Source organism: Streptococcus sp. CCH8-H5 (assembly GCF_001556505.1).
Taxonomy (GTDB): Bacteria; Bacillota; Bacilli; order Lactobacillales; family Streptococcaceae; genus Streptococcus.
The window spans coordinates 57,082-79,603 of the sequence record NZ_LSIZ01000032.1 but is presented as its reverse complement, the minus strand read 5'-3'; the positions used below and the strand labels follow the sequence as shown (position 1 = coordinate 79,603).

General features: G+C 41.6%; 21 protein-coding genes. All 21 read right to left on the bottom strand.

Annotated elements, in window-relative coordinates; all coding sequences use genetic code 11:
• Positions 1 to 124: 124 nt before the first annotated feature.
• The 21 genes from AX663_RS02015 to AX663_RS01910 all read right to left on the bottom strand — a co-directional run bounded on the left by AX663_RS02015 (position 125) and on the right by AX663_RS01910 (position 22,306).
• The gene (locus tag AX663_RS02015; protein WP_060972548.1) at positions 125 to 1,870 is read right to left on the bottom strand and encodes an ABC transporter ATP-binding protein; all 1,746 of its coding nucleotides are present in this window, start codon (positions 1,868 to 1,870) and stop codon (positions 125 to 127) included.
• Entirely contained in the window at positions 1,863 to 3,620 is a 1,758-nt protein-coding gene (locus AX663_RS02010) for an ABC transporter ATP-binding protein (protein WP_060972547.1), read from the bottom strand. The genes AX663_RS02015 and AX663_RS02010 overlap by 8 nt, the downstream gene beginning before the upstream one ends.
• A gap of 57 nt (positions 3,621 to 3,677) precedes the next feature.
• Entirely contained in the window at positions 3,678 to 4,073 is a 396-nt protein-coding gene (locus AX663_RS02005) for a hypothetical protein (protein WP_231724198.1), read from the bottom strand.
• Positions 4,074 to 4,232: 159 nt separating this feature from the next.
• A complete protein-coding gene (locus AX663_RS02000; RefSeq protein WP_060972545.1) occupies positions 4,233 to 4,760 on the bottom strand; it encodes a VanZ family protein in 528 nt (175 codons plus the stop codon).
• A 1-nt stretch (position 4,761) separates the two neighbouring features.
• A complete protein-coding gene (gene rlmN / locus AX663_RS01995) occupies positions 4,762 to 5,871 on the bottom strand; it encodes a 23S rRNA (adenine(2503)-C(2))-methyltransferase RlmN (protein ID WP_096832658.1) in 1,110 nt (369 codons plus the stop codon).
• Positions 5,872 to 5,934: 63 nt separating this feature from the next.
• Positions 5,935 to 6,657: a YutD family protein gene (locus AX663_RS01990; protein WP_048790202.1), complete on the bottom strand. Its 723-nt coding sequence runs from the start codon at positions 6,655 to 6,657 to the stop codon at positions 5,935 to 5,937.
• Between the two features lie 54 nt (positions 6,658 to 6,711).
• Positions 6,712 to 8,067 (bottom strand): bifunctional metallophosphatase/5'-nucleotidase, encoded by a 1,356-nt coding sequence (locus AX663_RS01985; protein WP_048674863.1) that lies wholly within the window; start codon positions 8,065 to 8,067, stop codon positions 6,712 to 6,714.
• A 273-nt stretch (positions 8,068 to 8,340) separates the two neighbouring features.
• Positions 8,341 to 8,571: a Blp family class II bacteriocin gene (locus AX663_RS01975; RefSeq protein WP_002884558.1), complete on the bottom strand. Its 231-nt coding sequence runs from the start codon at positions 8,569 to 8,571 to the stop codon at positions 8,341 to 8,343.
• 479 nt (positions 8,572 to 9,050) lie between these two features.
• Positions 9,051 to 10,394 (bottom strand): DEAD/DEAH box helicase, encoded by a 1,344-nt coding sequence (locus tag AX663_RS01970; protein WP_060971666.1) that lies wholly within the window; start codon positions 10,392 to 10,394, stop codon positions 9,051 to 9,053.
• 73 nt (positions 10,395 to 10,467) lie between these two features.
• Positions 10,468 to 11,490 carry a phospho-N-acetylmuramoyl-pentapeptide-transferase gene (mraY, locus tag AX663_RS01965; protein ID WP_002891748.1) on the bottom strand — a complete coding sequence of 341 codons (1,023 nt, stop codon included), beginning with the start codon at positions 11,488 to 11,490 and terminating at the stop codon, positions 10,468 to 10,470.
• A 1-nt stretch (position 11,491) separates the two neighbouring features.
• On the bottom strand, positions 11,492 to 13,759 hold the full coding sequence (gene pbp2x, locus AX663_RS01960) for a penicillin-binding protein PBP2X (RefSeq protein WP_037602531.1): 2,268 nt from the start codon (positions 13,757 to 13,759) through the stop codon (positions 11,492 to 11,494).
• Between the two features lie 3 nt (positions 13,760 to 13,762).
• Complete coding sequence (ftsL, locus tag AX663_RS01955; RefSeq protein ID WP_002891750.1) at positions 13,763 to 14,083, bottom strand: cell division protein FtsL; 321 nt, start codon at positions 14,081 to 14,083, stop codon at positions 13,763 to 13,765.
• A 2-nt stretch (positions 14,084 to 14,085) separates the two neighbouring features.
• Entirely contained in the window at positions 14,086 to 15,036 is a 951-nt protein-coding gene (gene rsmH / locus AX663_RS01950; protein ID WP_002888254.1) for a 16S rRNA (cytosine(1402)-N(4))-methyltransferase RsmH, read from the bottom strand.
• Between the two features lie 114 nt (positions 15,037 to 15,150).
• On the bottom strand, positions 15,151 to 16,200 hold the full coding sequence (locus AX663_RS01945) for a hypothetical protein (protein WP_060972544.1): 1,050 nt from the start codon (positions 16,198 to 16,200) through the stop codon (positions 15,151 to 15,153).
• Between the two features lie 30 nt (positions 16,201 to 16,230).
• Positions 16,231 to 16,686: a Wzz/FepE/Etk N-terminal domain-containing protein gene (locus tag AX663_RS01940; RefSeq protein ID WP_060972543.1), complete on the bottom strand. Its 456-nt coding sequence runs from the start codon at positions 16,684 to 16,686 to the stop codon at positions 16,231 to 16,233.
• A gap of 140 nt (positions 16,687 to 16,826) precedes the next feature.
• Positions 16,827 to 17,222 (bottom strand): DUF805 domain-containing protein, encoded by a 396-nt coding sequence (locus AX663_RS01935; protein WP_060972542.1) that lies wholly within the window; start codon positions 17,220 to 17,222, stop codon positions 16,827 to 16,829.
• Positions 17,223 to 17,321: 99 nt separating this feature from the next.
• The gene (locus AX663_RS01930) at positions 17,322 to 17,714 is read right to left on the bottom strand and encodes a DUF805 domain-containing protein (protein ID WP_060972541.1); all 393 of its coding nucleotides are present in this window, start codon (positions 17,712 to 17,714) and stop codon (positions 17,322 to 17,324) included.
• Between the two features lie 93 nt (positions 17,715 to 17,807).
• Positions 17,808 to 19,058, bottom strand: a complete 1,251-nt coding sequence (locus AX663_RS01925) for a glutamate-5-semialdehyde dehydrogenase (protein ID WP_060972540.1) — start codon at positions 19,056 to 19,058, stop codon at positions 17,808 to 17,810.
• Position 19,059: 1 nt separating this feature from the next.
• Positions 19,060 to 19,863 carry a glutamate 5-kinase gene (gene proB, locus AX663_RS01920; RefSeq protein ID WP_022495873.1) on the bottom strand — a complete coding sequence of 268 codons (804 nt, stop codon included), beginning with the start codon at positions 19,861 to 19,863 and terminating at the stop codon, positions 19,060 to 19,062.
• Between the two features lie 119 nt (positions 19,864 to 19,982).
• A complete protein-coding gene (locus AX663_RS01915) occupies positions 19,983 to 21,572 on the bottom strand; it encodes a DUF4231 domain-containing protein (protein ID WP_060972539.1) in 1,590 nt (529 codons plus the stop codon).
• 2 nt (positions 21,573 to 21,574) lie between these two features.
• On the bottom strand, positions 21,575 to 22,306 hold the full coding sequence (locus AX663_RS01910) for an ABC transporter ATP-binding protein (RefSeq protein WP_002891761.1): 732 nt from the start codon (positions 22,304 to 22,306) through the stop codon (positions 21,575 to 21,577).
• Positions 22,307 to 22,522: the final 216 nt, after the last annotated feature.

Sequence of the window (22,522 nt, the reverse complement as noted above, 5' to 3'; positions counted from 1 at the left end):
TTCTCTCAAGCTATGGTTTTATTATAGGGTGGAAGACAACAAAAAAGTAGTGACATAAATGTCACCACTCGATTTTGATTTTTAAGAAATCTTTTCGAATATAGAATCTATGGTCTAGACTAGCTTACTCTCTTTCCATTGCACCTGCTTGTAGGCTGTACATCTTGTGGTAGGTGCCACCAAGGGCTAGGAGCTCCTCATGGCTACCGTGTTCGATGATGCGGCCCTTGTCTAAGACATAGATGCAGTTGGCATCTTGGATTGTCGATAGGCGGTGGGCAATGGCAATGGTTGTGCGTCCTCGACGCATTTTTGCTAGAGAATTTTGAACAATAGCCTCTGTCTCTGAATCTATATTGGCTGTCGCTTCATCCAGAATCAAAATCTTAGGCTGGCTAGCAACGGTCCTAGCAAAGGCTAGAAGTTGTCGTTGACCGGTTGAAAAGCTAGACCCTCGTTCAGAAACTGGAGCATCGTAGCCTTCTGGAAGTTTGTCGATAAAGTGATTGGCATCCACAAACTCAGCGGCTGCTTTAATCTCTTCATCAGTTAAATCCTGATACATGGCAATATTGGATTTGACTGTACCATGATAGAGAAAGGGTTCCTGAAGGACAAGACCAATGTTCTTACGCAGCTCTGCCTGACTATAATCGCGAATATCCACACCGTCAAGAAGAACTCGGCCTGATTGGAACTCATAGAAACGCATGAACACGTTGATAATAGAGGATTTCCCGGAACCTGTAGAACCGACAAAGGCGATGGTTTCACCTTTATTGACAGAGAAGGAAATATTATCCAAAATCTGGTGCTTGCCATCATAGGAGAAGGAGACATTTTCAAAGCGAATATTCCCCTCGGTAACCTCAGCATCTGTGTCTCTCTGCTCAGGCTCATAGGTGCGCTCGTCAATCAAGGCAAAGACCCGACCGGCTGAGACCATAGAAGTTTGCAAGGTTGAGAAGTTTTGTGTCACTTCAATCAAGGGATCAAAGAGACGGTTAATGTACTGGATAAAGGCATACATGGTCCCCGCTGTGATGCCCAAATAGATACCTCGATAGCCAAAATAGGCCATGAGAACAGCATAGCCCAGGAGCTTTAGTAAGCTCATGGCTGGGCGTAGAAAGAGAGAATCCAGTGACATGGAACGGCTAGCATAAATCAAGTGTTCCTCATTAATAGCATCAAACTCTTTTTTGAGGCGTTTCTCTTGGTTAAAGCCCTGAATAATGCGAATCCCTTCGATACTCTCTGACAGTTTGGCATTTATATCTGAAAGCAAAGCTCTGGTCTTTTCAATGATAACCACTGATTTTTTCCGGTAAAGGTTAACCAAAAGGACAATCAGAGGAAGAAAGAGCACAATAAGCCCGGTTAGACGAATGTCCAACATCATCATAGTGTAAAGGGTGGTAACAAAGATAAAGATAGCCGAAATAAAGCTAGACAGAATCCCTGAAAACATCTCGCTAATAGTCTCAGTATCATTGGTCAAGCGAGAAACGATAGAGCCTGCTGGAGTTTTGTCAAAGTAGGACATCCCCAGTTTTTCCATATTGGCAAAGGCATCTCGGCGAATATCCCTGACAATACTGTAGGACACACGCGCAAAAAAGAGATTTCCCAAATACTGGACTAGCGTCTGCAAGAGATAAAGACCATAGTAACCAATCAGAATCAAGCTTGCCGCCTGATTCATATCATGAAGATAGTGGTCGATAAAATAAGAGGCCACAAGGGGAATAATACTCTTGATAACCGTAGTGGACAAGAGGAAGGTCAAAGCTAGAAAGGTCAAGAATTTGTAAGGCTTGAGATAAGTCAAGAGACGCTTAAACACAGACCATTGGTTTTGATTAGGCATCAACTTCTCCTCCTTCCATTTCTAACTGTTGAGACTCATAGGTCTTGGCATACCAACCACCCTGAGCTAGTAAGTCCTCATGACGGCCCCGTTCAATGATACGACCATTTTGCATGACTAAGATGAGGTCAGCGTGCACCACAGCACTAAGACGATGTGCGGTAATGATCGTCGTCTTATCCTTGCGGGTATGCTTGAGATTATCAATAATGGCATGTTCTGTCTTGGCATCAACCGCAGATAAGGAGTCGTCCAAAATCAAAATATCTGGATCCAAAATCATGGCACGACTCATGGCCAGACGTTGTTTTTGACCACCTGATAGGCTGACACCCTTTTCACCAATGATCGTTTCAAAGCCTTCAGGCATAGCCTTGATATCCTCATAAACTTGAGCCAACTTAGTCGCTTCTTCCACCTTTTCAAAGGCGAGGTCAGGATTACCAAAACGAACATTGTCTAAAATGGAACTGGCAAAGAGAAACTGGTCTTGAGGAACATACCCCATCAAGCTACGCAAGTCTGATAGGCGATAGTCTCTGATGTCATGGCCATTTAAATAGATGGCTCCTTGATTAACATCGTGCTCCCGCAAGAGCAACTTGACAAGGGCCGTCTTTCCTGAGCCAGTCTGTCCAACCAAACCAAGGGTTTGGCCCTTGTCCAAGGTGAAATGAATATCTCGCAAAGTATCCTCATCCTCAAAAGCAAAGCGGTCAATCGCATATTCTAAGCGACCATTTTCGATACTTGGGAGAGGATGTGCAGGATCTTGAACATCTGATTCCTGCTCCAGAAGATTTTCAATACGTTGGTAGGATACATTTCCCCTCTGTGTGATATTAAAGAGGAAACCAATGGCCATCAAAGGCCAAACCAACATATCCAAATAGGTAATGAAGGTTACTAAATTTCCGACCGTTATCTGATTAGCCTGAATCATAAAGGCCCCGACAAGAAGGGTTAAAACATAAGATGAGCCAACAAAGAGCAAGACCAAAGGATCAAAAAGGCTGTCATACTTCATGGTATGCATATTCTTTTTAAAAGTCATCTCATTGGTCTCTTGGAAGGACTGAAGCTCAGCCTCCTGATAGCCAAAAGACTTGGTTACCTTGATCCCTGATACCGACTCCTGAACCTTATTATTAAGTTCTGAAAAGGCTGCCTGGGATTCTCCAAAAGCTTTATGGGTCTTGCGTCCCAAACGACTAGTCGCAAAAGCCATGAAGGGTAGGGGTAAGACAGCCACCAGGGTCATCTGCCAGGAAATGCTGAAGAACATGGTGATTAAGGTTACCAAGGCTGTGATAGACGCATCCACGGCTGACATGACACCCCCACCAGCCAAACGGGTTAAAGAGTTAATATCATTGGTCGCATGAGCCATGAGATCCCCAGTTCGGTACTTTTGGTAAAAAGAAGGCGACATCTTGGTAAAATGCTCAAAAAGGCGTGACCTCATAATCTGACCCAAGCGATAAGAGGTCGCCAAGATATACATCCGCCAAACATAGCGCAAATAGTACATTCCTAAAGCTGCCAAAAGCAAATACACAAGATTCAAAAGCAAGATCTGATTGGTCAATTTTCCCGATGTAATAGCATCAATGACCCGCCCCATAACCATAGGAGGAATCAGATTGAGTACCGAAACCAGACTCAGTGCCAAAATCCCGACAATATACCGACGTTTTTCTAACTTGAAAAACCACCAAAGTTTTGCAATGATTGATTCTTTAAAAAACAAGTTATTCCCCCTATCCTTACAAATGGTTAATAATAGACCTCGTATAAGTCTCGTATGCTAAGGTTGCTTCCAATAGCGATAAATTGTACCATCTTCTAACTGAAAGTAACCAATATAAGTCAATTTCCCAAAATCAGTAGACTCTGGCAATTGATAAGCAAAGGAGTCAAAATTATAGACCTTGTGCCCATCATCAATAGAGTAGCTATCCTTATCATGGATAACTGATTCATCTTTCTTAGGGCTCCAAATGCGTCTGATTTCATCAGATGTCTTATACTCTCTGACAAAATTGTACAATTCAAAGTTAGTTGCCTCACTGAGATAGCGACCATCGGTGTTGTAGTTGGCTAATTGAGCCTCTCTCTTAGACTCAGAATAATTCCAAACCTGTCCTCTTTCTCGCATGATATCGGCATCACGACCACTTTGATAAGTATCTGCCTTAACCATCGTCATTGTTACTCCTAACGTTAATACGGTGACTACTGTCATCATTAAGTGTTTCATTGTTTCTCCAAACGTGTTTATTCATTTTTCCCTCTTTTGAATGTGTTGTATTTGTATGATAGAAAATAAGTGAAACCTGAGACGCGTAAGCTCCCAGGTTTTTTACTCTTTAAAATGCGTTTGAATCAGTTTTACAAGAAGGCGGTAGGCACCTAGTGCCACCAAACCACCCAAAGTATTGGTCCATAAATCATCTAGCTCAAAGACACGATTAGCATCAATGAGAAGGTCTAGAATCACTTGTCCGACCTCAATCGCCAAAGACATGGCAAAAGTCGCTAAAAGGACCTTTTTCCAAGACCTGAATCTGGGGTACAAGGCTAAAAGTCCTAAAATCAGCGGACTCAGCAAGAAAATATTGGTCACATTTTGCCCAAGCACAAAGACAATCTCTTTAAGACTATCCAACTGATAAAAGTTGGTCAAACTATTGAATGGGGTCAAGAGGACCACCACACGACCAAAATGTTGAATCCCAGGAGTTTCAACACCTTCAACTAGCCCGTACTGGGGTGTCCAACATAGGAGCACTAAACAAAGGAGATAAGCACAAACCAAAACTTGGCTTGCTTGTCTTCCTTTTAGTGTCAGTTCTCCATCCTTATCTACCCAAGTCGTCAGCTGAAACATCTTATTTACCTTCTGATTTACCAGAAGCTTCTGCTACGGCCTTTTGACGGTCACGTTTCATAGTGTTTGAACGCAATTGTCCACAAGCAGCATCGATATCTGTACCGTGTTCTTGACGAACGACACAGTTAACCCCGTTTTTCTTGAGCACATCGTAGAAGGCCGCCACACGTTCCTTGGTTGAACGACTATATTGGTCGTGCTCTGATACTGGGTTATATGGAATCAAGTTGATGTATGACAACTTACGGATTTTCTTAGTCAAATCAGCCAACTCTTGAGCGTTTTCAGGGTGATCATTGACCTCATTAAGCATGATGTACTCAAAAGTTACACGACGGTTGGTTGTCTGGATGTAATACTCGATAGCTTCAAAGAGTTTTTCAAGTGGGAACGAGCGGTTGATACGCATGATGCTTGAACGAAGGTCATTGTTAGGCGCGTGAAGTGATACGGCGAGGTTAACTTGAACACCTTCGTTAGCAAATTCCTTGATTTTTGGTGCCAAACCAGATGTTGATACGGTAATGTGACGCGCTCCAATGGCAAGACCATTATCATTGTTAATGGTACGCAAGAAACGAAGCACATTGTCATAGTTATCAAATGGCTCACCGATACCCATAACAACCACGTGGCTTACACGTTCACCGTCGCCACGATCGTCAAAGTATTTTTGTACCAACATGATTTGCGCCACAATCTCACCAGCAGTCAAGTCACGTTGTTTCTTAATCAAACCACTGGCACAGAAAGTACAACCGATGTTACATCCAACCTGGGTTGTCACACAGACAGACAAACCATAGTGTTGACGCATCAAAACCGTCTCAATCAACATACCATCTGGCAATTCAAAAAGATATTTAACGGTACCATCTTTAGATTCTTGAACGATACGTTGTTTCAATGGGTTCACACAGAAATTCTCATTCAATTTAGCAATGAAATCCTTAGAAATGTTAGTCATTTCTTCGAAAGATTGCACACGCTTCTTGTAGAGCCAATCCCAAATTTGAGTAGCACGGAATTTCTTTTCACCGTGTTCCATAGCCCAATCAATCAACTCGTCACGAGTAAGACCATAAATAGAAGGTTTGTAGCCTTCCATATCCTCTAACTTCTGACGTTTACGGCGTTCTGGTTTTGCTTGTGTTGTTACTTCTGACATAGTTTAATTTCCTTTTTTTCTGATTGTGAAATGCTGACCATCTGACTTGGTCTGGCTTTGTTTCTTCGATGGGGTGTTTTGACCTTTAGATTTTGGAGCTTGCTTCTGACTCTTCTTGAAGTTAGGCTTACGCTCACGACCACCGTCCTCGGATCTAGATTTGAACTTAGGGCGACGCTTGATTTTCTCAAAGCTTGGACCCTCTTGATCCCTATCTCTTCGTTTGGACTTGTCTGGCTTTTGCTTAGCAGAAGCTTTTTGTCCTTTATTCTTTTGAGAAGCATTGCGCTCTCTAGATTCCTGAGAAGCATTACGACGATTATTAGAACGACGGCGCTTGCGACGAGGTTCTGTCTCCTCTTCAAAGACGATTAATTGCGGCTCTTCATTTTTCAAAATAAAGTAGGCGCAACCAAAGGCACAGTATTCACGCAAATACTCCGACAATCGGCTAATGCGGTCTGTCTTACGCGTATTAGGGCGCTCGTCCTCGTAAAATCCCTTAAGGCGAAGCTGATCATTGGACCAGTCCCCAACGATATAATCATACTTGAGCATGATTTCAGAAAAACGTTGCCCAAAGCGGGTAGCGTCTAAAGCATCCTTGTGATTTTCAAGAACTGTAAACTGACAGGCATCTGATTTCAGAAGATCAGCCACATACACAAAGTCTGGCCCTGGATATTTATTATAATTAAACATTTCTGGCAAGATTTCTTTACGCATGTGCCATCCTTTCTGCTCTCTCTTATTTTCTATCATGATGCTGTAATAAAGTCTCTATATCTTATCCCAATTGGCACCATTTTTTCCTAAATACTTGGCCACAAGTTCCCTTAACAAATCTGGAAAAAGAAGAGTAACTTCCTTTTCCTTAATTGTAGGAAAGTAAGAAGCAAAGTAGTACTGGTCCACAAGGACCAAACTAAACTTCTCATTGGAATCTACAACCCTTCTATTATACAACAAATTACCGTTTTTGTAAGCAAAATTCCCCGTGATTACTTCACCAAATGTCTTCCCTCTAAATCCCATACCTTTAATAGCTTGATTTTTAAGGAGTTCAGCCTTAGTAAAAACTTCCTGACAGATTTCTTTGAGCTCTTGTCCTGTCACGACTAGACGAGCCATCCGCATCTGATGAGGAAGGGCTTCTTGCAGGTCTGCCATGGTCACTTGAGGACCCAAAGTCTTCATGATGAGTCCAGTATTTAAAAGCGTTAATTGGCTATGAGTCTCCTGACAAACAGCCTGCAAAACCAATTGACAGGTCTCATCAAAATCTAGTTCTCGACCTAGATTAGCTACTTTTTTCTGAGCTAAACGACGATGGCCTTCCTCACGCATAGCCTTGATAAAGGCTTCGTCCTCCTTGTCTAAATCCAAGATGTAGGACTTGGTGGGGATAGCCTCAATCTGACACTCTATCAATTGCCCATTTTTCACAGTAAGGTCAATACAGCCAAGATAATAACCATATCTGTCAGCAGCTGCTAAATAGGTTTCATTGACTAATTTGCCCTCTTCAAAAAGGTGATGCGTGTGGCTTCCGATGACAAGATTTACCTGTGGATAAGTCTCTGCAATCTGCTCATCATAACGTACACCTAGGTGGCTAAGAACGACGACTATATCTGCATCCCTTACCTCGGGACGAGCCAAATCCTCTTCCAACCGAGCCATAGGCTCTAACACTTGCCAACCGTTGGGAGCATAGGTGATGTAATATGGGAAGGTATAGGCCAAGAAAGCAATGTTTGTACCTGCTTTAGTTTTGTGGATAAGATAGGGCTTAGCCCATTCAGGTTGTCTCCCCTCATCCTTGAGATTTCCTATGATCGGCTGAAACTTAGCCTGCTCATAAAGACAGTCTAGCTCCTCCTTGGCCAGACCAATCCCCTCATTATTTCCAATAGTCGCATAGTCTATCCCCAACTCATTCATCAGGGCTACATTAAAACGCCCGGCTGTCGCATCAGATAAGGGATGGGACTTATCCACATTGTCCCCAAGATCTACCTTGATCAACTCTCTATCTGTCTGACTCAAATCATCCACAGCTCGCTTGAGTTGTGGATACTGTTCAAAATGAGAGTGTAAATCATTGATATGAAGAATTCGAATCTTGTCTTTCATGACTCCTATTGTAGCACTTTTGCTATAAAAAAACTTGACAATCATTCTGCCAAGTTTTTACATGCTATTTTTCAAACAGGAACGTATTCCTAGTTAACTTTCTTTTTAACATATTCTTCTGCGAGATGATAGACGTCATCTGCTAGGGATATACTGACATAGATGCACACAATTGAGAAAATTTCTCCTCTAAAGTGTTGCCAAGCAAAGAATATAAGCCCATAAATTAGGAGAGCAAGTACTATTTGGCCAAAAAATTGACTCAGTAATCGCCTAATAACGACAAATAAGTCCATAAGTAATCCCATCTTTAATACCATAACCAATACCCTTTAAGGCTGCACCTTGCCAAGTACCTGTTTGAATACCACCTTTAATGGCTCCTCCAACAGCCCCGACGCCTACGGCAGCTGTAGCTCCCCAAAAACTACATGCTCCACCCTTAACAGTAGAAAGATCTTCGGAATTAAGTGAGTTAAAATTGTTAATGATTTGTGTCGTCATTAAAACAACCTCCTTTAAAATATTTTTTAGCCTTTTCTCAAAAGCTATGATTGTATTATAGATAGAAAGCCAACAAAAAAGTAGTGACATAAATGTCACTACCTGATTTTGAGAGTTGACTCAACTAATAACCTCAAACTTACACATTATTTTACTTTAAACGGAAAGCTTCTTAAAAATGGCTGTGATAAAACTATTTAAAATCTGTCATAGTTTCAGTTCTTAAGACAGCCAATTATTTTGCGAGTGTAGTGAGCATATACTGAGACTTGTCACTGTGATAATGACGACTAAGACTTTGTAGTCATAAGCGTTGGGAAGTTTTGAGACCTTAGGCTCAAAAGAAAAATATATCTTCAAACTAAATAAGGTCTTTTGAGTTTCCAAAAAGTTTGATAATAATCAAAAAAGCTGAAACACTTTGGTTTCAACCTCTTGAATTTTTAAATTAAAATTTGCTCTCACCTAGAAGCCAATACTTAGAAACTTTGCTTCTTAGCTTTACGCTCAGCACGTCCCTTAGCACGGTTAGCTGCACGGCGTTCACGTTTGCGTTTTTCGTCAACCTTCCACTGAATTTTCTTCTTGTAGCCAGGCTTGATTTTTTTCTTTTTCTTCTTAACCAAACCAATCATTTCCGTATCAAGTTTTTGATAGGCTTTTTCACGGTTGGCACGACGGTCACGGTCATAGGTATCTTGAAACTCGCCGTCCTTATAGACTTTCGGCTCAAAGGTAATCCCCATCTTTTCAAGCTCACGAATATCTGAGTCATCACTTGGTTGATAGAGGGTGATGGCTGTTCCTGACAAGCCATTACGTCCAGTACGTCCCACACGGTGAACAAAAAAGGACAAGTCTTGAGGGATGGCGTCATTGATTACATGGCTAACCCCTTCAATGTCAATCCCACGCGCTGCAAGGTCAGTCGCTACTATATACTCAAACTCAAGCTTCTTAACTTGATTCATGATACGTTTACGTTCACGTGGTGGAATACCGCCGTGAATTTTGGCAACCTTAAGACCATTTGACACTAGGTAACTGTGCAAATCGTCAGCACGTTCCTTGGTATTAACGAAAATCATTGCTAGATAAGGCTGCATCCCCTTAAGCATCTCAAGAATCTGTTCATTCTTGTTGCGACCCTTGGTAGATACCAACCAGTTATCAATGGTATCCGCAATAACTGTTGAAGTTTTAATTTGTTCCATGACTGGATTGGTCAAATACTTCTTCAAGAATGGTTGCAATTTTTGAGGAATGGTTGCTGAGAAGACCAAAATTTGAACTTCCTTAGGCAGACTTGCCGCAATCTTGTCTACAGTATCCAAGAATCCCATATCCATGGTCATATCAGCTTCGTCAACAACAAAGGTATGGGCCTTGTGGATAGCCAAGTCCCCAGACTTAACTAGGTCATAAATACGACCTGGTGTCCCGATAACAATATGAGGTTGTGCTACCTTGAGTTTCTCAATCTGACGTTGCTTGTCTGTACCACCCACATAGTTGACCACACGAATTTCAGTCTCAGAGTGTTTGGCAATTTGTTTTGTCGCTTGGTAAATTTGTGTCGCCAATTCACGTGATGGTGCTGTAATAACAACCTGAACATCACCACTCTTTGGATTTAGTTTCTCAAAAATTGGCAAGAGGAAGGTATGTGTCTTCCCTGAACCCGTCTTTGATTCACCAACCAAATCACGACCTGAACGGACTACAGGAATCAATTTCTGTTGAACAGGTGTTGGCTCTTTAAACTTAATCTCGTCAAGAGCCTCCTGAATAAATGTTTTAAAATTAAAATCTTTAAATGACATGCTTAGTTACTTCTTTTCTATCTAGTCTATCCCTATCATTATAACAGAAAAAGAGCATTTCTGCTCTTTTCATTTATTTCATAACGTTTCCAAGAACCATCCAAAGGGTAATGGCACTTGCAAGTGCTCCAACTGTCCAAAGGAAAGCATCAACCTTCCACTCTGACCATTTGTCACCCTTACCTGAAAGACCACCCAACTCGAGGTGATGGTGGAATGGTGTCATACGGAAAATACGACGACCTTCACCATACTTACGCTTAGTGTATTTGAAATAGCTGACCTGTAGCATGACAGAAGCTGTCTCAAAGACATAAACCACACCAATCAAGAGTAGGGTCCACTCTACACGTAGGGCAATAGAGATAACCGCAAGCATAGCTCCAAGTGACAAGGAACCGACATCTCCCATAAAGACCTTGGCTGGCTTGTGGTTAAAGACGAAGAAGCCAAGAAGTGCCCCAATCATAGTGATAATGATAGTCAAGATAGCGAACTCACCCTTGACAAAAGCGATAATTCCATAGGCAATCAAGCTGATAACCACAGAGATAGAAGCTAAACCATCAATACCGTCTGTCAAGTTCACAGCATTTGAGAAACCGACAATCCAGAATAGGACAAAGAGAACATAAAAGACACCGAGATGAATGGTTAATCCACCAATAGCTAGGCTATCTGTCCCACTAGGGAGTACGTGGATAAAGTAGAAAAGCAAACCCGCAATAATCTGCAAGGCCATCTTTTGCCAAGGTTTAAGTCCCTCATTGATTTGACGGAAAATCTTAAGGAAATCATCAAGGAAGCCGATGATTCCATAAATCAAAATTACAAAGAGAATCCCTACTGTAGCACCATAGGCTTGGTGGCCCTCGCTAAAGACGTGGAAGTTAAAAATCAAGCTAACCAAGATGGCAACCACTAGGAAGACTGTCCCTCCCATAGTTGGTGTTCCAGCCTTAGCCAAATGCTGCTTCACATCTTCATGCATTTGTTGGCCACCGATTTTCTTGATTTTGTAGTAAGTAATAAAGTGAGGCATGGCGAGCACCGTCAACACAAAGGCGGCCACACCTGCTATCAGACTCATAGTCATCTTAGTCTCCTAAAGTAATGGTAATCTTCTTGGTTTTAGACAGGGCTTTTCCTGCCGCAACACTTTGTTTGGTAACAGTCCCTGACTTGCCACCCTTATAAGTAACTTTAATGCCTTTCCATTTGGCAAAGGTTTCAACGTTCTTCTTGGTCCAACCATACATGTCTGGAAGTTCTGTGAAATCATTGGTCATGATAAGAATCTGTTCATTAGCCTTGATATTGGCTTTGGCATCTACAGAAACCTTCTCAATCTTATCACCAACACCCAGAACAATCGGATGAATCAAGTTTTGACGAAGGGTGTTAGCTGTCTCGCCCGGACTCTTACCGATAATATCGCCGGTTTGATAGCTCGTTTCATCGGTCTTTCCACCACCTTCAGAAACAGAGGTATCAAGCGTATCACCCATGGACATAGCTTCTTCTAGGACAGGGTTAACCACCGTCGCATAAAAATTATTATCCCAGGTCTTAGGTTCCTGAACTGTTACATACATAACATATTGTGGATCATCAGAAGGAACCATAGCTACAACTGAGTTGAGCGTTTCGTTGGTCCCAACTTTATAGGTTCCTGTTTTTTCATCGGCCACTTGGGCTGTTCCTGACTTAACCGCAACATCATAGTTACCAACCTTAATGATTGGCGAACCTTCAGACTTGTTGTACAGGGTACCAAACTCTGGGTCTGTACCAACAGAAATCATATAATTACGGGTCTCAGAAGCAGCCTGCTTGGAAACTGGCTTACCAATAACTTCTTTCTTAGCCGTACGAACAGTGCCTTGGTTAACATCTGCAACTTGTTTGATAAATTGAGGTTCCAACATAACACCATTGTTAGAGATAGCTGAAAAAGCACGAAGCATCTGAACCTGAGTCACTGAAATCCCTTGTCCAAAGGATGATTGCGCAATATTCACAGAGTTTCTTGAGACAACCCCTGAAGATTCACCTACCATCCCAAAACGGGTTGGAAGTCCAAACTTATAGAGTGATAGGTAGTTTGACCAAACCTTGTCTCCCATCTCTTGTTCCAACATGGTCATCAAAACGTTACTTGAATAAGAGAAGCCTTGAGCAAATGACATGGTTCGGCCTGACGAGATACCTTCATTAATAGACCAGTCATTGATTTCAACATCATCAACCTTGATACCGTTGGCATTGCTATAGGTCGCATTAGGATTGAAACTTCCGTTATTGATAGCCGATGACAAGAGCATGACCTTCATGGTTGACCCTGGTTCATATTGGGCCTCATAAAGTCGGTTAACCCAGTCATAACTTTTCTTGGCTTGTCCTTCGAGGGTATCAGAGTTATAGGTAGGACGTTGTGTCGTCGCAAGAATTTCACCTGTTTTTGCATTGACAACTGTCGCTGAAGCATTGACACCTTGCGTCTGCTCCATAAAGGTATCCATCTGCGTTTCTAAGAAGGTTTGGAGAGGCGCTGACAAGGTTGTATAGATGTTCTTACCATCGATAGCTTCCTTGGTAATGGTTTCCGTACCTAGAAGCGTATTACCGTTTTTATCCTTTTCATAGATGGCCTCTCCATCTGTTCCAGTCAAGAGGCTATTGAGCGAGCGCTCCAAACCAGTTTGACCAATTAAAGAATATGAGCCGTCTTTTTTATTTTCAACAGCTTCGGCACGACCAAGAAACTCTGACGCGAAGGTTCCATTAGGGTACATTCGTGACGTTGTTGCTTCAAAGGCCATCCCCTTAATTCCCGCATCTTTAAAGGCTTTTTCTAGTTCTTCTTTAACAGAGTAGGTAATTCCCTTCCCCTTTAGCCCAAAGGAAACCTGGTAGGCACCCTTAGTACGCAATTGGGCCAAGGAATCACTCTTTTCAATTCCTAGCTTATCCTTTAAAATATCAGCAACCTTGTCAAACTGACTATCTTGGACATAGAGTTTTTCTTGAGTCGCTGATACATAACTGGTCGACACGATAGCGTAAATGGCATAACTGGTTGAATCCTCAGCCAAAACATTTCCATTTCGGTCGTAAATCGTCCCACGCTTGGCAGCCACCGTGGTCTTAGTGTTATAAGATTTAGCAGCCTGGGTCGACAAATCGACACCAAACTTACTATCTGTCCCGATAATCACCACAAAGTTGATAATAAAGACGAAAAAGATAAAGATGCTGAGAACCATAAGGTTCTGACCAACGTGCTGTCGATTCTGGGCTGGCTTTCGCCTATCCCTAACGACATAGTTTAGAAATAAATGTTTAAGTTTTCTTAATCTGTTCATTGGTTACTTCACACTCTTAATACTATCGTTATTAATAGACAGGCCTGCCTTATTAGCAATCTCTTTAATACGGTCAGAGTTAGTCAACTCATTAACTGCCTGCTTAGCATTGTTAAGCTCTGTTTTTTCATCACTAATCTTGCTATTAAGGTCTGTGATTTGTTGCTTGATAGCCTGATTACGCCCTTGTAAAAATACAACTGCGATACTCATCACAATAGCTGTCAAAACAATTGCCGAATAGAAAGCCTTTTCCATACGCGTCATAAAACGAATATGGTTTCTAATGGCTCTATTGACAATCTGATGTTCCTTATTTTCCATAATTATTTCCTGATTTTTTTAGCCACACGCAATTTAGCAGAATGCGAGCGGTTATTAGCTTCTAATTCTTCCTGACTAGGTAGGATTGGCTTGCGATTAACTAAGGCTACCTTAGGTTGGAGGTCTTCAGGAATAAAGGGCAGACCTTTAGGCACATCTACCGTACTGGCTTCCTTGAAAAGCTGTTTAGTCAATCGATCCTCCAAAGAATGGAAGGTAATGACCGAAATACGACCATCCACAGCAAGTAAATCCAAGGCCTCTTGAATAGACTCATCCGCAGCACCAAGCTCATCGTTCACTTCGATGCGAATAGCTTGGAAAATTTGCTTGGCTGGATGGCCCTTCTTCTTCAATTCCTTAGCAGGCTTAGCTGATTTAATGATTTCCGCCAGTTCCGTCGTGGTCTCAATTGGTTTAACCTGACGGGCCTGTTCAATCTTACGTGCAATTTGTTTAGAGAACTTATCCTCACCATACTTGAAGAAAATGCGCACCAAATCGTTGTAAGGATAGGTGTTGACCACATCATAAGCGGTCAGACTCGCCTCCTCATTCATACGCATATCTAGCTTGGCATCCTGTTTATAGGAGAAACCACGCTCACGCTCATCCAACTGTGGGCTAGAGACACCCAAGTCATAGAGAATGCCATCAATTTCAGACACCCCCAAGGCTTCAAGGTTGGACTTGAGATTACGGAAATTATCCTTGATGAAAGTCACCATACCCTTATCAATATAGTCCTTGAGACGCACTTGAGCATTATCAATAGCCTTTTGGTCCTGATCAAAGCAGTACAAATGACCCTTTTCAGATAATTGCGACAAAAGATAAGACGAATGTCCTGCGCCACCCAAGGTCGCATCAACATAGATGCCATCGGGCTTGATATCAAGCATATCAACAGTTTCGTGTAAAAGAACGGTTACATGGTGAAATTCATTAGTCATAACTTTTATTATAGCATAAGAATAGAGAAATTGTCTCGCCTTGAAAGTTGTTAGGACGGCAAAAAAACCAGACCCAAGGCCTGGCTTTATAAATTATAGATTGGTTCTCAAAAATCAGTCTACTCTGTAATAATAATCTTCCTCTGAAGGCATCCCATTCGTCGCTAGGATACGGTCCTTACTGTTATCCCCCGCATCACTCCCGTCACTAATCCCTTTGGGACATAGCCGAATTGGGGTATTACCTGTTGGATTGGAATCAACATAAGTTAAGCTATAGATACCTGACACATATTGATTGGATGAGACTTTGTCAATAGGGTAAGTATAGCCCCAGAGATTCAACTGTCCATCCGAAGTAATGGTAATGGTCTGTCCATTTGAAGACTTCCATGTTCCTACGGCTGATTTGTAATTGCCATTTTTGAGCTCATCAGGCTTAAGAGCTGATGAACTTGTTGGCGTTTGTGACGCTGTGCTAGAGCTACTAGTAGAGGCGCTGCTCAGGTCCTTCCAACCCCAATTAGAGAGATCAACCTTGTCTGCACCCGAATCACTGTCATCTTTTACAAGAGACTGGCCATCACTACTAAAGTGGTAGCCAGAACCTCCACCAGCCATAGCACCAGCACTACCATAGTAGCTAAAGGTGTTATCCATGAGGTAGGCCAATGTCATACGCTCACCCAACATGCCCAGTTGTGGACCTTCTGTCAGACGAATCACCTGACCACTATCCTTAGAGATAGTGTAAATATCCGTAATCACATGTTCTTTAAAGAGTTTACCTGGCTTAAAAGCAAGAATCAACTCATCAACACCATTACCATCCAAATCACGATAAGTATAGACCGTTGAGGCAGGACTTGTTTGAGAATTAGCATAGGTCACAATGAGAGAATTAAGTGAGGCATCCGTTTGGTTGTTGGCCACGGCCGTTTGGTACTTACTAATGATGCTATCATAGGCAGAGGTATCTACCTTTTTCTCCTGACTAGAGCTTGAGCTAGTACTCGTGCTAGAGCTTTCACTACTACTTGATTGTGACTGCTCTACTGATGAAGATGAAGTCGTCGCTGTTAAGCCATTCTGCAGGTTTGAACAAGCTGTCAAGAGGACTAAACTAGACAAAGCCGTCACTAACACTAAAACTTTACTTTTCATTTTTAGTCTAACTTTCCTTCTCTTTGACTCTTATTCTGCTGTCCCAGAGCTGACATCTGCACTGTAGGCAGGAGCTGTGTAACTTGGAGCATCACTATGTGACTCTGTATAAGCTGTTGGTGGCACATAGTTATACTGGGGCGCTTGATAAGCCTCTTGTGCTGAAGAAGGCGTTGGCGCCGATGCTACCGCAGGAGTTGAGCTTGCTTCTGTCTGACTAGCTGCTTCTACCGTTGAGCTTGATGACGACGATTCGCTTGAAGACTCACTTGAAGTTGAAGAAGATGACGACGAACTTGAGCTCGATGACTTGGATGAAGCCTTAGGTTTGCTTGATGATGATTGCTTAGTCCCCACCTTAACTTGGACCTTAGCATGATTCTGCGCAGGTTGCAAAAAGACAATAGCCAATGCCAAAAGAATAGCCGGTAGGGTAAATGCCAAAATAAGGTAACGTTTTTCTTTTAAATGACGAAGTAGTTTCATAGAATATTCACATTTCTTAAATATATTTTAGTATTGATTAGTCTCAGATAAGATTATATCAGAAATATTAAAATGTGCAACATTAACATAAAACTTTTTTGGCATCAGAAAAACCAACTCAAAGAGTTGGTTGATTGTCATTATTGCTGTGGGTTATCGACGTTGTTGGATGGCACTTCTACTTTTGTTGGTTGACATAATAGAAAAATGAAGATAAAAATACCGACAAATGGGATTAAAGGAATAAAAATATACGGCCAATTATAGCCAGCATCACGCAAACGACGAACAGCTATCGCAATACAAGGTAAAACCGCAGCAATACAAAAAACAATTATGATAAGAAATAAAATAACTGAAATAGCAAATAAACCGCTTGATATTTCATCTACCATACTTTCAAACACTGCTTCGAGCCAATTCCCAGCAAAGACAATCAATAGATGTGCCAAATATGCAGACCATAAATCTGAGGGTGTTGAACGTCCCGTAAAATCAACATAGCCCTTCCAAAATTTTTTGTAGGCTTCAATCATAATAAAATCCCCCTTTTTTATGTTACTCTCAGTATAACAAGAGAAGAGGAGCTTGACAAATCAACTAAAAAACAGCCTAGCAAGGCTGTTAAGTCATTATTATTGTTGTGAATTATTGAACTGGTTGAAAGGAAATTCTACTTTTGTGGGTTGACAAGACAAAACCAACAGTACGATATCACCTATGACAGACGCAAAGCGTAAGAAAATCAAGGCCCAATGAAAACCGGCATCACGCAAGCGACGCACCTGAAGGGCAATGGATGGAATATAGTTAGCAAAACAATATAGCATTGCAAACCCATACAGTAAGTTGAGAATAACATGGTAAGGACTATCGGGACTATCAAAAACAATTACAACTATAACTATGCTAAATAAAATGATACCTACAATAGTATTCGCTAAAACTGCCAACCAATAGTCTGAGCGAGTTGAACGTCCCGTGAAATCGATATAGCCCATCCAATACTTTTTATAAGCTCTAAACATCACAAAAGCTCCTCATTTTTGATACCCCCAGTATAGCAAAAGCTTTATACTCTAGCAAATAGACCAAAAAAAGCCCCATGAGGAGCTTTTTGTTTATTCTCTAATTTGTCCTTGGCCATTAATATAGAACTTGATTGAGGTTAGGGCCTCAAGTCCCATTGGGCCACGGGCGTGCATTTTTTGGGTTGAGATTCCGATTTCAGCACCCAGTCCAAAGACGAAGCCGTCTGTGAAGCGGGTTGAGGCATTAACATAGACAGCTGCAGCGTCTACGTCGTCTTGGAATTGCTCCGCACGACTGATATCCTGAGTTACGATAGCCTCTGAATGCGATGTTGTGTAGGTATTAATCCAATCAATGGCCTCATCAAGGCTGTCTACCACTTTAACAGACATAATATAGTCAAGAAACTCTGTCGCAAAATCTTCTGGTGAAGCGGGTACGGATTTTTCCATAAGTTTCAAAGCCTTTTCATCCGCACGGAATTCAACAGCCTGAACTTTTGAAATAGCTTTTTCCAAATTAGGTAAGAAGTCTTCCGCAATATCAGCATGAACGACCAGAGATTCTGCAGCATTACACACGCTTGGTCGCTGCGTTTTGGCATTGATGACAATCTGTGTCGCCATATCTAAGTTAGCATATTTATCCACATAAATATGACAGTTACCAACACCCGTTTCAATGACTGGAACTTTGGCTTTTTCTTTAACCGTTTGGATGAGACGAGCTCCACCACGAGGAATGAGCAAGTCAACATACTTAGTCGCCGCCATGAGTTCTTCTGCTACCTCATGAGAGGTGTCTTCAACCAGCTGAACGGCATCTGCTGTGATACCCGCATTTTCCAAAGCCTTACGAGCTACCGTAACCAAGGCCTTATTGGAATTGATGGCATCACGTCCTCCACGAAGAATGATAGCATTATTGGTTTTAAAGGCAAGGCTAAAGGCATCGATTGAGACATTGGGACGGCTCTCAAAAATCATAGCGATAACACCCATAGGAACACGCTTTTGAACAATTTTGAGACCATCCAGATTCGTATAGCCACGAACTACTTGACCGATTGGGTCCTGAAGATCTGCCACCTGACGGACACCCTCAGCAATCCCTGCGATACGGTCTTCCGTTAAGAGCAAGCGGTCTTGCATAATCTCTGAAATACCATTTTCCTTGGCATTGGCCATATCCTTAGCATTTTCAGTGATAATATAGGCACTCTCAGCTACTAGAGCTTTAGCTACTTGATTTAAAAGGTCGTTTTTAGCTGCTGTTGACAATTTAGCAATCTGACGACCTGCCACCTTGGCCTGCTGGCCCAATGTATCAATATATGTCATCTTAGTCCTCCTGTTTAAAGAGTGTACCAATCTTGGCTCCTTCTAGGACACGAAGAATGTCACGTGGATTTTCACCATTCATCAAAACCATTTGGCTTTGATTTTCAAAAACCATCTGAGCTGACTTAATCTTACTCATCATACCACCCGTACCAAATTTACTACCGGCACCACCAGCTGAGGCTATAATTTCCTCTGTAATCTCTGGGACATAGCTACGAAGGGTGGCATCCTCATAGACATTTGGGTTCTTATCGAAGAGCCCATCAATATCTGACAACATAATGAGTAGGTCAGCACCAACAATCTTAGCTACGATAGCTGACAAGCGGTCGTTGTCCCCAAACTTAGTCGCATGGTCCATTTCATCTACGCTAACAGCATCATTTTCATTAACAACTGGAACAACTCCAAGCTTGAAGAGGCTCTCGAAGGCATTGATGGCATTGGCCAAACTCTCAGGATACTCGACCACATCACGGGTCAAAAGAAGCTGAGATACCTTGGTTTGGTAATGTGAAAAGACCTGAGAATAGAGGCTCATCATGGCTACCTGCCCTACACTTGAGACGGCTTGTTGCTTACCGACTTCAGCCGGTCGCTTGTCTAGGTCTAGGACATTGAGCCCGAAGCCCATGGCACCAGAGGATACGAGGACAACCTCAATCCCTTTATTATGCAGGCTAGAAATGACAAAAGCTAATTGATCGATTTTTTCAAGATTAATTTTCCCTGATGGTAAAACCAGAGAGCTAGTCCCGATTTTGATAACCAGGCGTTTTACTGAGTCAAAATTTCGTTTCATGTTTATGATTATACACTAAATCCATGTATTTTAACATATATAATGCATAAGTTTACATATTAAAGATTTTCAGTAAAAAAGAATCCCTCCAATCGGAGAGACTCTTTAAACAGTTTGTTCTAGGCAAAAAACATGGCTCTAATACGTTTCCAACGTCTGCGATCAACAAAGAGATAAACGATTAGGGCAATTAAAGCTATAAGCCCAGATACTATAGCGTTGACTACTAGGGCAATCCAGAACTTACTTGCAAAGAAGACAATACCTCCTAGCAAGGCAGCGATGAAAATTGTAAGAATAAAGATACCCATATAGAGCCACTGTCCGCCACCCCGATTGAAGAGCTGAGTGACTTCCTGCCAATTCACTTCCAATAATTTAAGGTCACGTTCAAAGAAATAGCCACCTACAAGATAGGTTGTTACGAGAAAACCAAGAGAGAAACTTGCCACCAAAATAGGATGGAGATGTGCAAGGAATATTAAACCAAGTCCTCCTAGTAAGAGGGATACACCGACTTGCAAGCCATAGAAAATCCAAAACTTTTGACGAAGATAGTCTCCCGTATTGATTGGCAGGCTACGGATAAAGTCAAAGTTTGTTCCCTCTAAGGAAGTTGCCACCCCAAGAAAACTTGTTGGTTGAGCTGAAAAGAAACCAAAGGCAATTCCGACTAAAAGCATAAGCCCAAAATAGTCTGGACCTAAATCTTTCAAAAAGAACGCACCTCCACCCAGCATAATCATATATAATACTGGTACCACATAGGTATTGATAATGAGGGTTGAGTTTCCCAAAGTAGATAAATGATGGCGAACCAAGACCTGTCTTTGACTTCGAGTAACAACTTTTACCTGAGTCTTTCTAGCCTTTTTGTTATAAATGGCTTCGTGGAAATAACGAGGCATTCTGACTTTATAAAACCAAAAGCCCAAGATAAGCACTAAGATAAGAGGAAGATAAAAATTTAGTAGGGCCTCCGAAGATAGAGGAGCAGCTACCACATCATAGTAACCTCTTAGATAAGGCAACAAAGGAAAATCGATATGTCCAGCACCCTTAACATAACCATTAAGAAAACCAACCATCATGATAGGGAACATAATCAATAGGGTTGACAGGGTCATCAAAATAGTCGAATAGAGCTTTTGACGAGAACTGCGAACAATCAGCGTTCCAATAGTATTAGACAGAATCACTGAAAAAACGAGATTGATAAAGAGAGAAACGATAAAGGATAGCAGCCCCACGACTATCCCCAGTGGGCCAATAAATTGCCAGTAAGCTAGAATGAGGAGGCTAAGGATAGGTACCATGAAGGTCATCCCAACCATAGAACCTGACAAGGTCTTGGCCAAAAAGACTTCTGATGGCTTTAAGGGAAGAGGCAGATAAGCCTTGCTATCCTTACTATCGTAAAAGGTACTATAGAGAGCCGTAAAAGTCTGTAGAAGCCCCATGATTGAAAATGTCAAAAGATATAGGGTTAAGACTCCAGGATTGGCCTTATAATCGACACCTACAAAAAGATAGCTATATACAACCGTAAAAATAATTAAAATCAAGAGTTGTTGTCTAAGCATGGCATTAACGATGGAGAAATTAGCCTTTTTCTTTTTCTCCTGACGTTTCTGTAGGTTAGTTACTGCTTGAGGATTTGCATAGAGGAGATTAATTTTAAAAAGCTCCCAAACATGGTTCCAGTTCATGACTACACCTCCTCAATCTTACGTCCAGCCATTTCCAGATAAATGGTTTCCAAATCCTTGTCAGGGTACTGAGACTTAAGTTCAGCTAGAGACCCTTGGAAGATGAGTTTTCCTTTCTTCAAAATAGCAATACGATCACAGAGCTGCTCAGCTACACTTAGAACGTGGGTTGAAAAGAGCACACTATTACCCTCCTTAGCATGGTTACGCATGGCTTCTTTCAAATCATAAGATGCCTGTGGATCCAGACCAGTCAAAGGCTCATCCAAAACCCAAATCTGCGGATTAACCAGAAGAGCACCGATAACGACAACCTTCTGACGCATACCGTGAGAGAAGGAAGAAATGAGGTTATAGCGACTTTCCGTCAAGTCAAAGGTAGCCATAAGATTAGTCAAACGTTCCTCAACCTGACTAGCTTCCAAATCATAGATACGTGTCAAAAAGTACCAATAGTCATTAGCAGTTAAATTTAAGAATAAGTCTGGTGAATCTGGCACATAAGCGATTTTTTTCTTGATAGCATCACGATGTTGGCTGAGGGCCATATCATCGACGTAAACTTCACCGTAGCTAGCTTCAATAATAGACGTCAAAATGGAAATAGTCGTGGTCTTACCAGCCCCATTGTGACCAATCAGACCAAAAATCTCCCCATCTCGAATCTCGAGGTTAAGATCTGAGAGAGCATCCTTATCTTCATAACGTTTCGTTACGTGTTCAAAACGAATCATCTTTTATCCTTTCTTGAGAATCTATTTAACAATAGTCTCATTTTGCACTTTATATTAGATTATAAATTAGAGTTATTACCTTGTTTTTTATGGACAATACTCTAAGAACACTGGCAATAGATTTAGATAAGGCTATTGCCTTACCTTCTCATTTATTGTATCATTTCAAAGGTACAATTTCAAGAAAACGTTTGTAAAAACGAGACAATTTTGCAT

What these genes read in the sequence shown, in the direction of transcription:
- AX663_RS01935 (WP_060972542.1), bottom strand. Translation starts at nt 17,222, where the DNA reads ATGATTGAAGCCTACAAAAAATTTTGGAAGGGCTATGTTGATTTTACG.
- AX663_RS02005 (WP_231724198.1), bottom strand. Translation starts at nt 4,073, where the DNA reads ATGGTTAAGGCAGATACTTATCAAAGTGGTCGTGATGCCGATATCATG.
- rlmN (WP_096832658.1), bottom strand. Translation starts at nt 5,871, where the DNA reads ATGGAAGGCTACAAACCTTCTATTTATGGTCTTACTCGTGACGAGTTG.
- AX663_RS01915 (WP_060972539.1), bottom strand. Translation starts at nt 21,572, where the DNA reads ATGAACTGGAACCATGTTTGGGAGCTTTTTAAAATTAATCTCCTCTAT.
- AX663_RS01910 (WP_002891761.1), bottom strand. Translation starts at nt 22,306, where the DNA reads ATGATTCGTTTTGAACACGTAACGAAACGTTATGAAGATAAGGATGCT.
- proB (WP_022495873.1), bottom strand. Translation starts at nt 19,863, where the DNA reads ATGAAACGAAATTTTGACTCAGTAAAACGCCTGGTTATCAAAATCGGG.
- AX663_RS01930 (WP_060972541.1), bottom strand. Translation starts at nt 17,714, where the DNA reads ATGTTTAGAGCTTATAAAAAGTATTGGATGGGCTATATCGATTTCACG.
- AX663_RS01970 (WP_060971666.1), bottom strand. Translation starts at nt 10,394, where the DNA reads ATGTCATTTAAAGATTTTAATTTTAAAACATTTATTCAGGAGGCTCTT.
- AX663_RS01945 (WP_060972544.1), bottom strand. Translation starts at nt 16,200, where the DNA reads ATGAAAAGTAAAGTTTTAGTGTTAGTGACGGCTTTGTCTAGTTTAGTC.
- ftsL (WP_002891750.1), bottom strand. Translation starts at nt 14,083, where the DNA reads ATGGAAAATAAGGAACATCAGATTGTCAATAGAGCCATTAGAAACCAT.
- AX663_RS01940 (WP_060972543.1), bottom strand. Translation starts at nt 16,686, where the DNA reads ATGAAACTACTTCGTCATTTAAAAGAAAAACGTTACCTTATTTTGGCA.
- AX663_RS02000 (WP_060972545.1), bottom strand. Translation starts at nt 4,760, where the DNA reads ATGTTTCAGCTGACGACTTGGGTAGATAAGGATGGAGAACTGACACTA.
- AX663_RS02015 (WP_060972548.1), bottom strand. Translation starts at nt 1,870, where the DNA reads ATGCCTAATCAAAACCAATGGTCTGTGTTTAAGCGTCTCTTGACTTAT.
- AX663_RS01925 (WP_060972540.1), bottom strand. Translation starts at nt 19,058, where the DNA reads ATGACATATATTGATACATTGGGCCAGCAGGCCAAGGTGGCAGGTCGT.
- mraY (WP_002891748.1), bottom strand. Translation starts at nt 11,490, where the DNA reads ATGACTATGAGTCTGATAGCAGGTGTGGCCGCCTTTGTGTTGACGGTG.
- pbp2x (WP_037602531.1), bottom strand. Translation starts at nt 13,759, where the DNA reads ATGAACAGATTAAGAAAACTTAAACATTTATTTCTAAACTATGTCGTT.
- AX663_RS01975 (WP_002884558.1), bottom strand. Translation starts at nt 8,571, where the DNA reads ATGACGACACAAATCATTAACAATTTTAACTCACTTAATTCCGAAGAT.
- AX663_RS01990 (WP_048790202.1), bottom strand. Translation starts at nt 6,657, where the DNA reads ATGCGTAAAGAAATCTTGCCAGAAATGTTTAATTATAATAAATATCCA.
- rsmH (WP_002888254.1), bottom strand. Translation starts at nt 15,036, where the DNA reads ATGACTAATGAATTTCACCATGTAACCGTTCTTTTACACGAAACTGTT.
- AX663_RS01985 (WP_048674863.1), bottom strand. Translation starts at nt 8,067, where the DNA reads ATGAAAGACAAGATTCGAATTCTTCATATCAATGATTTACACTCTCAT.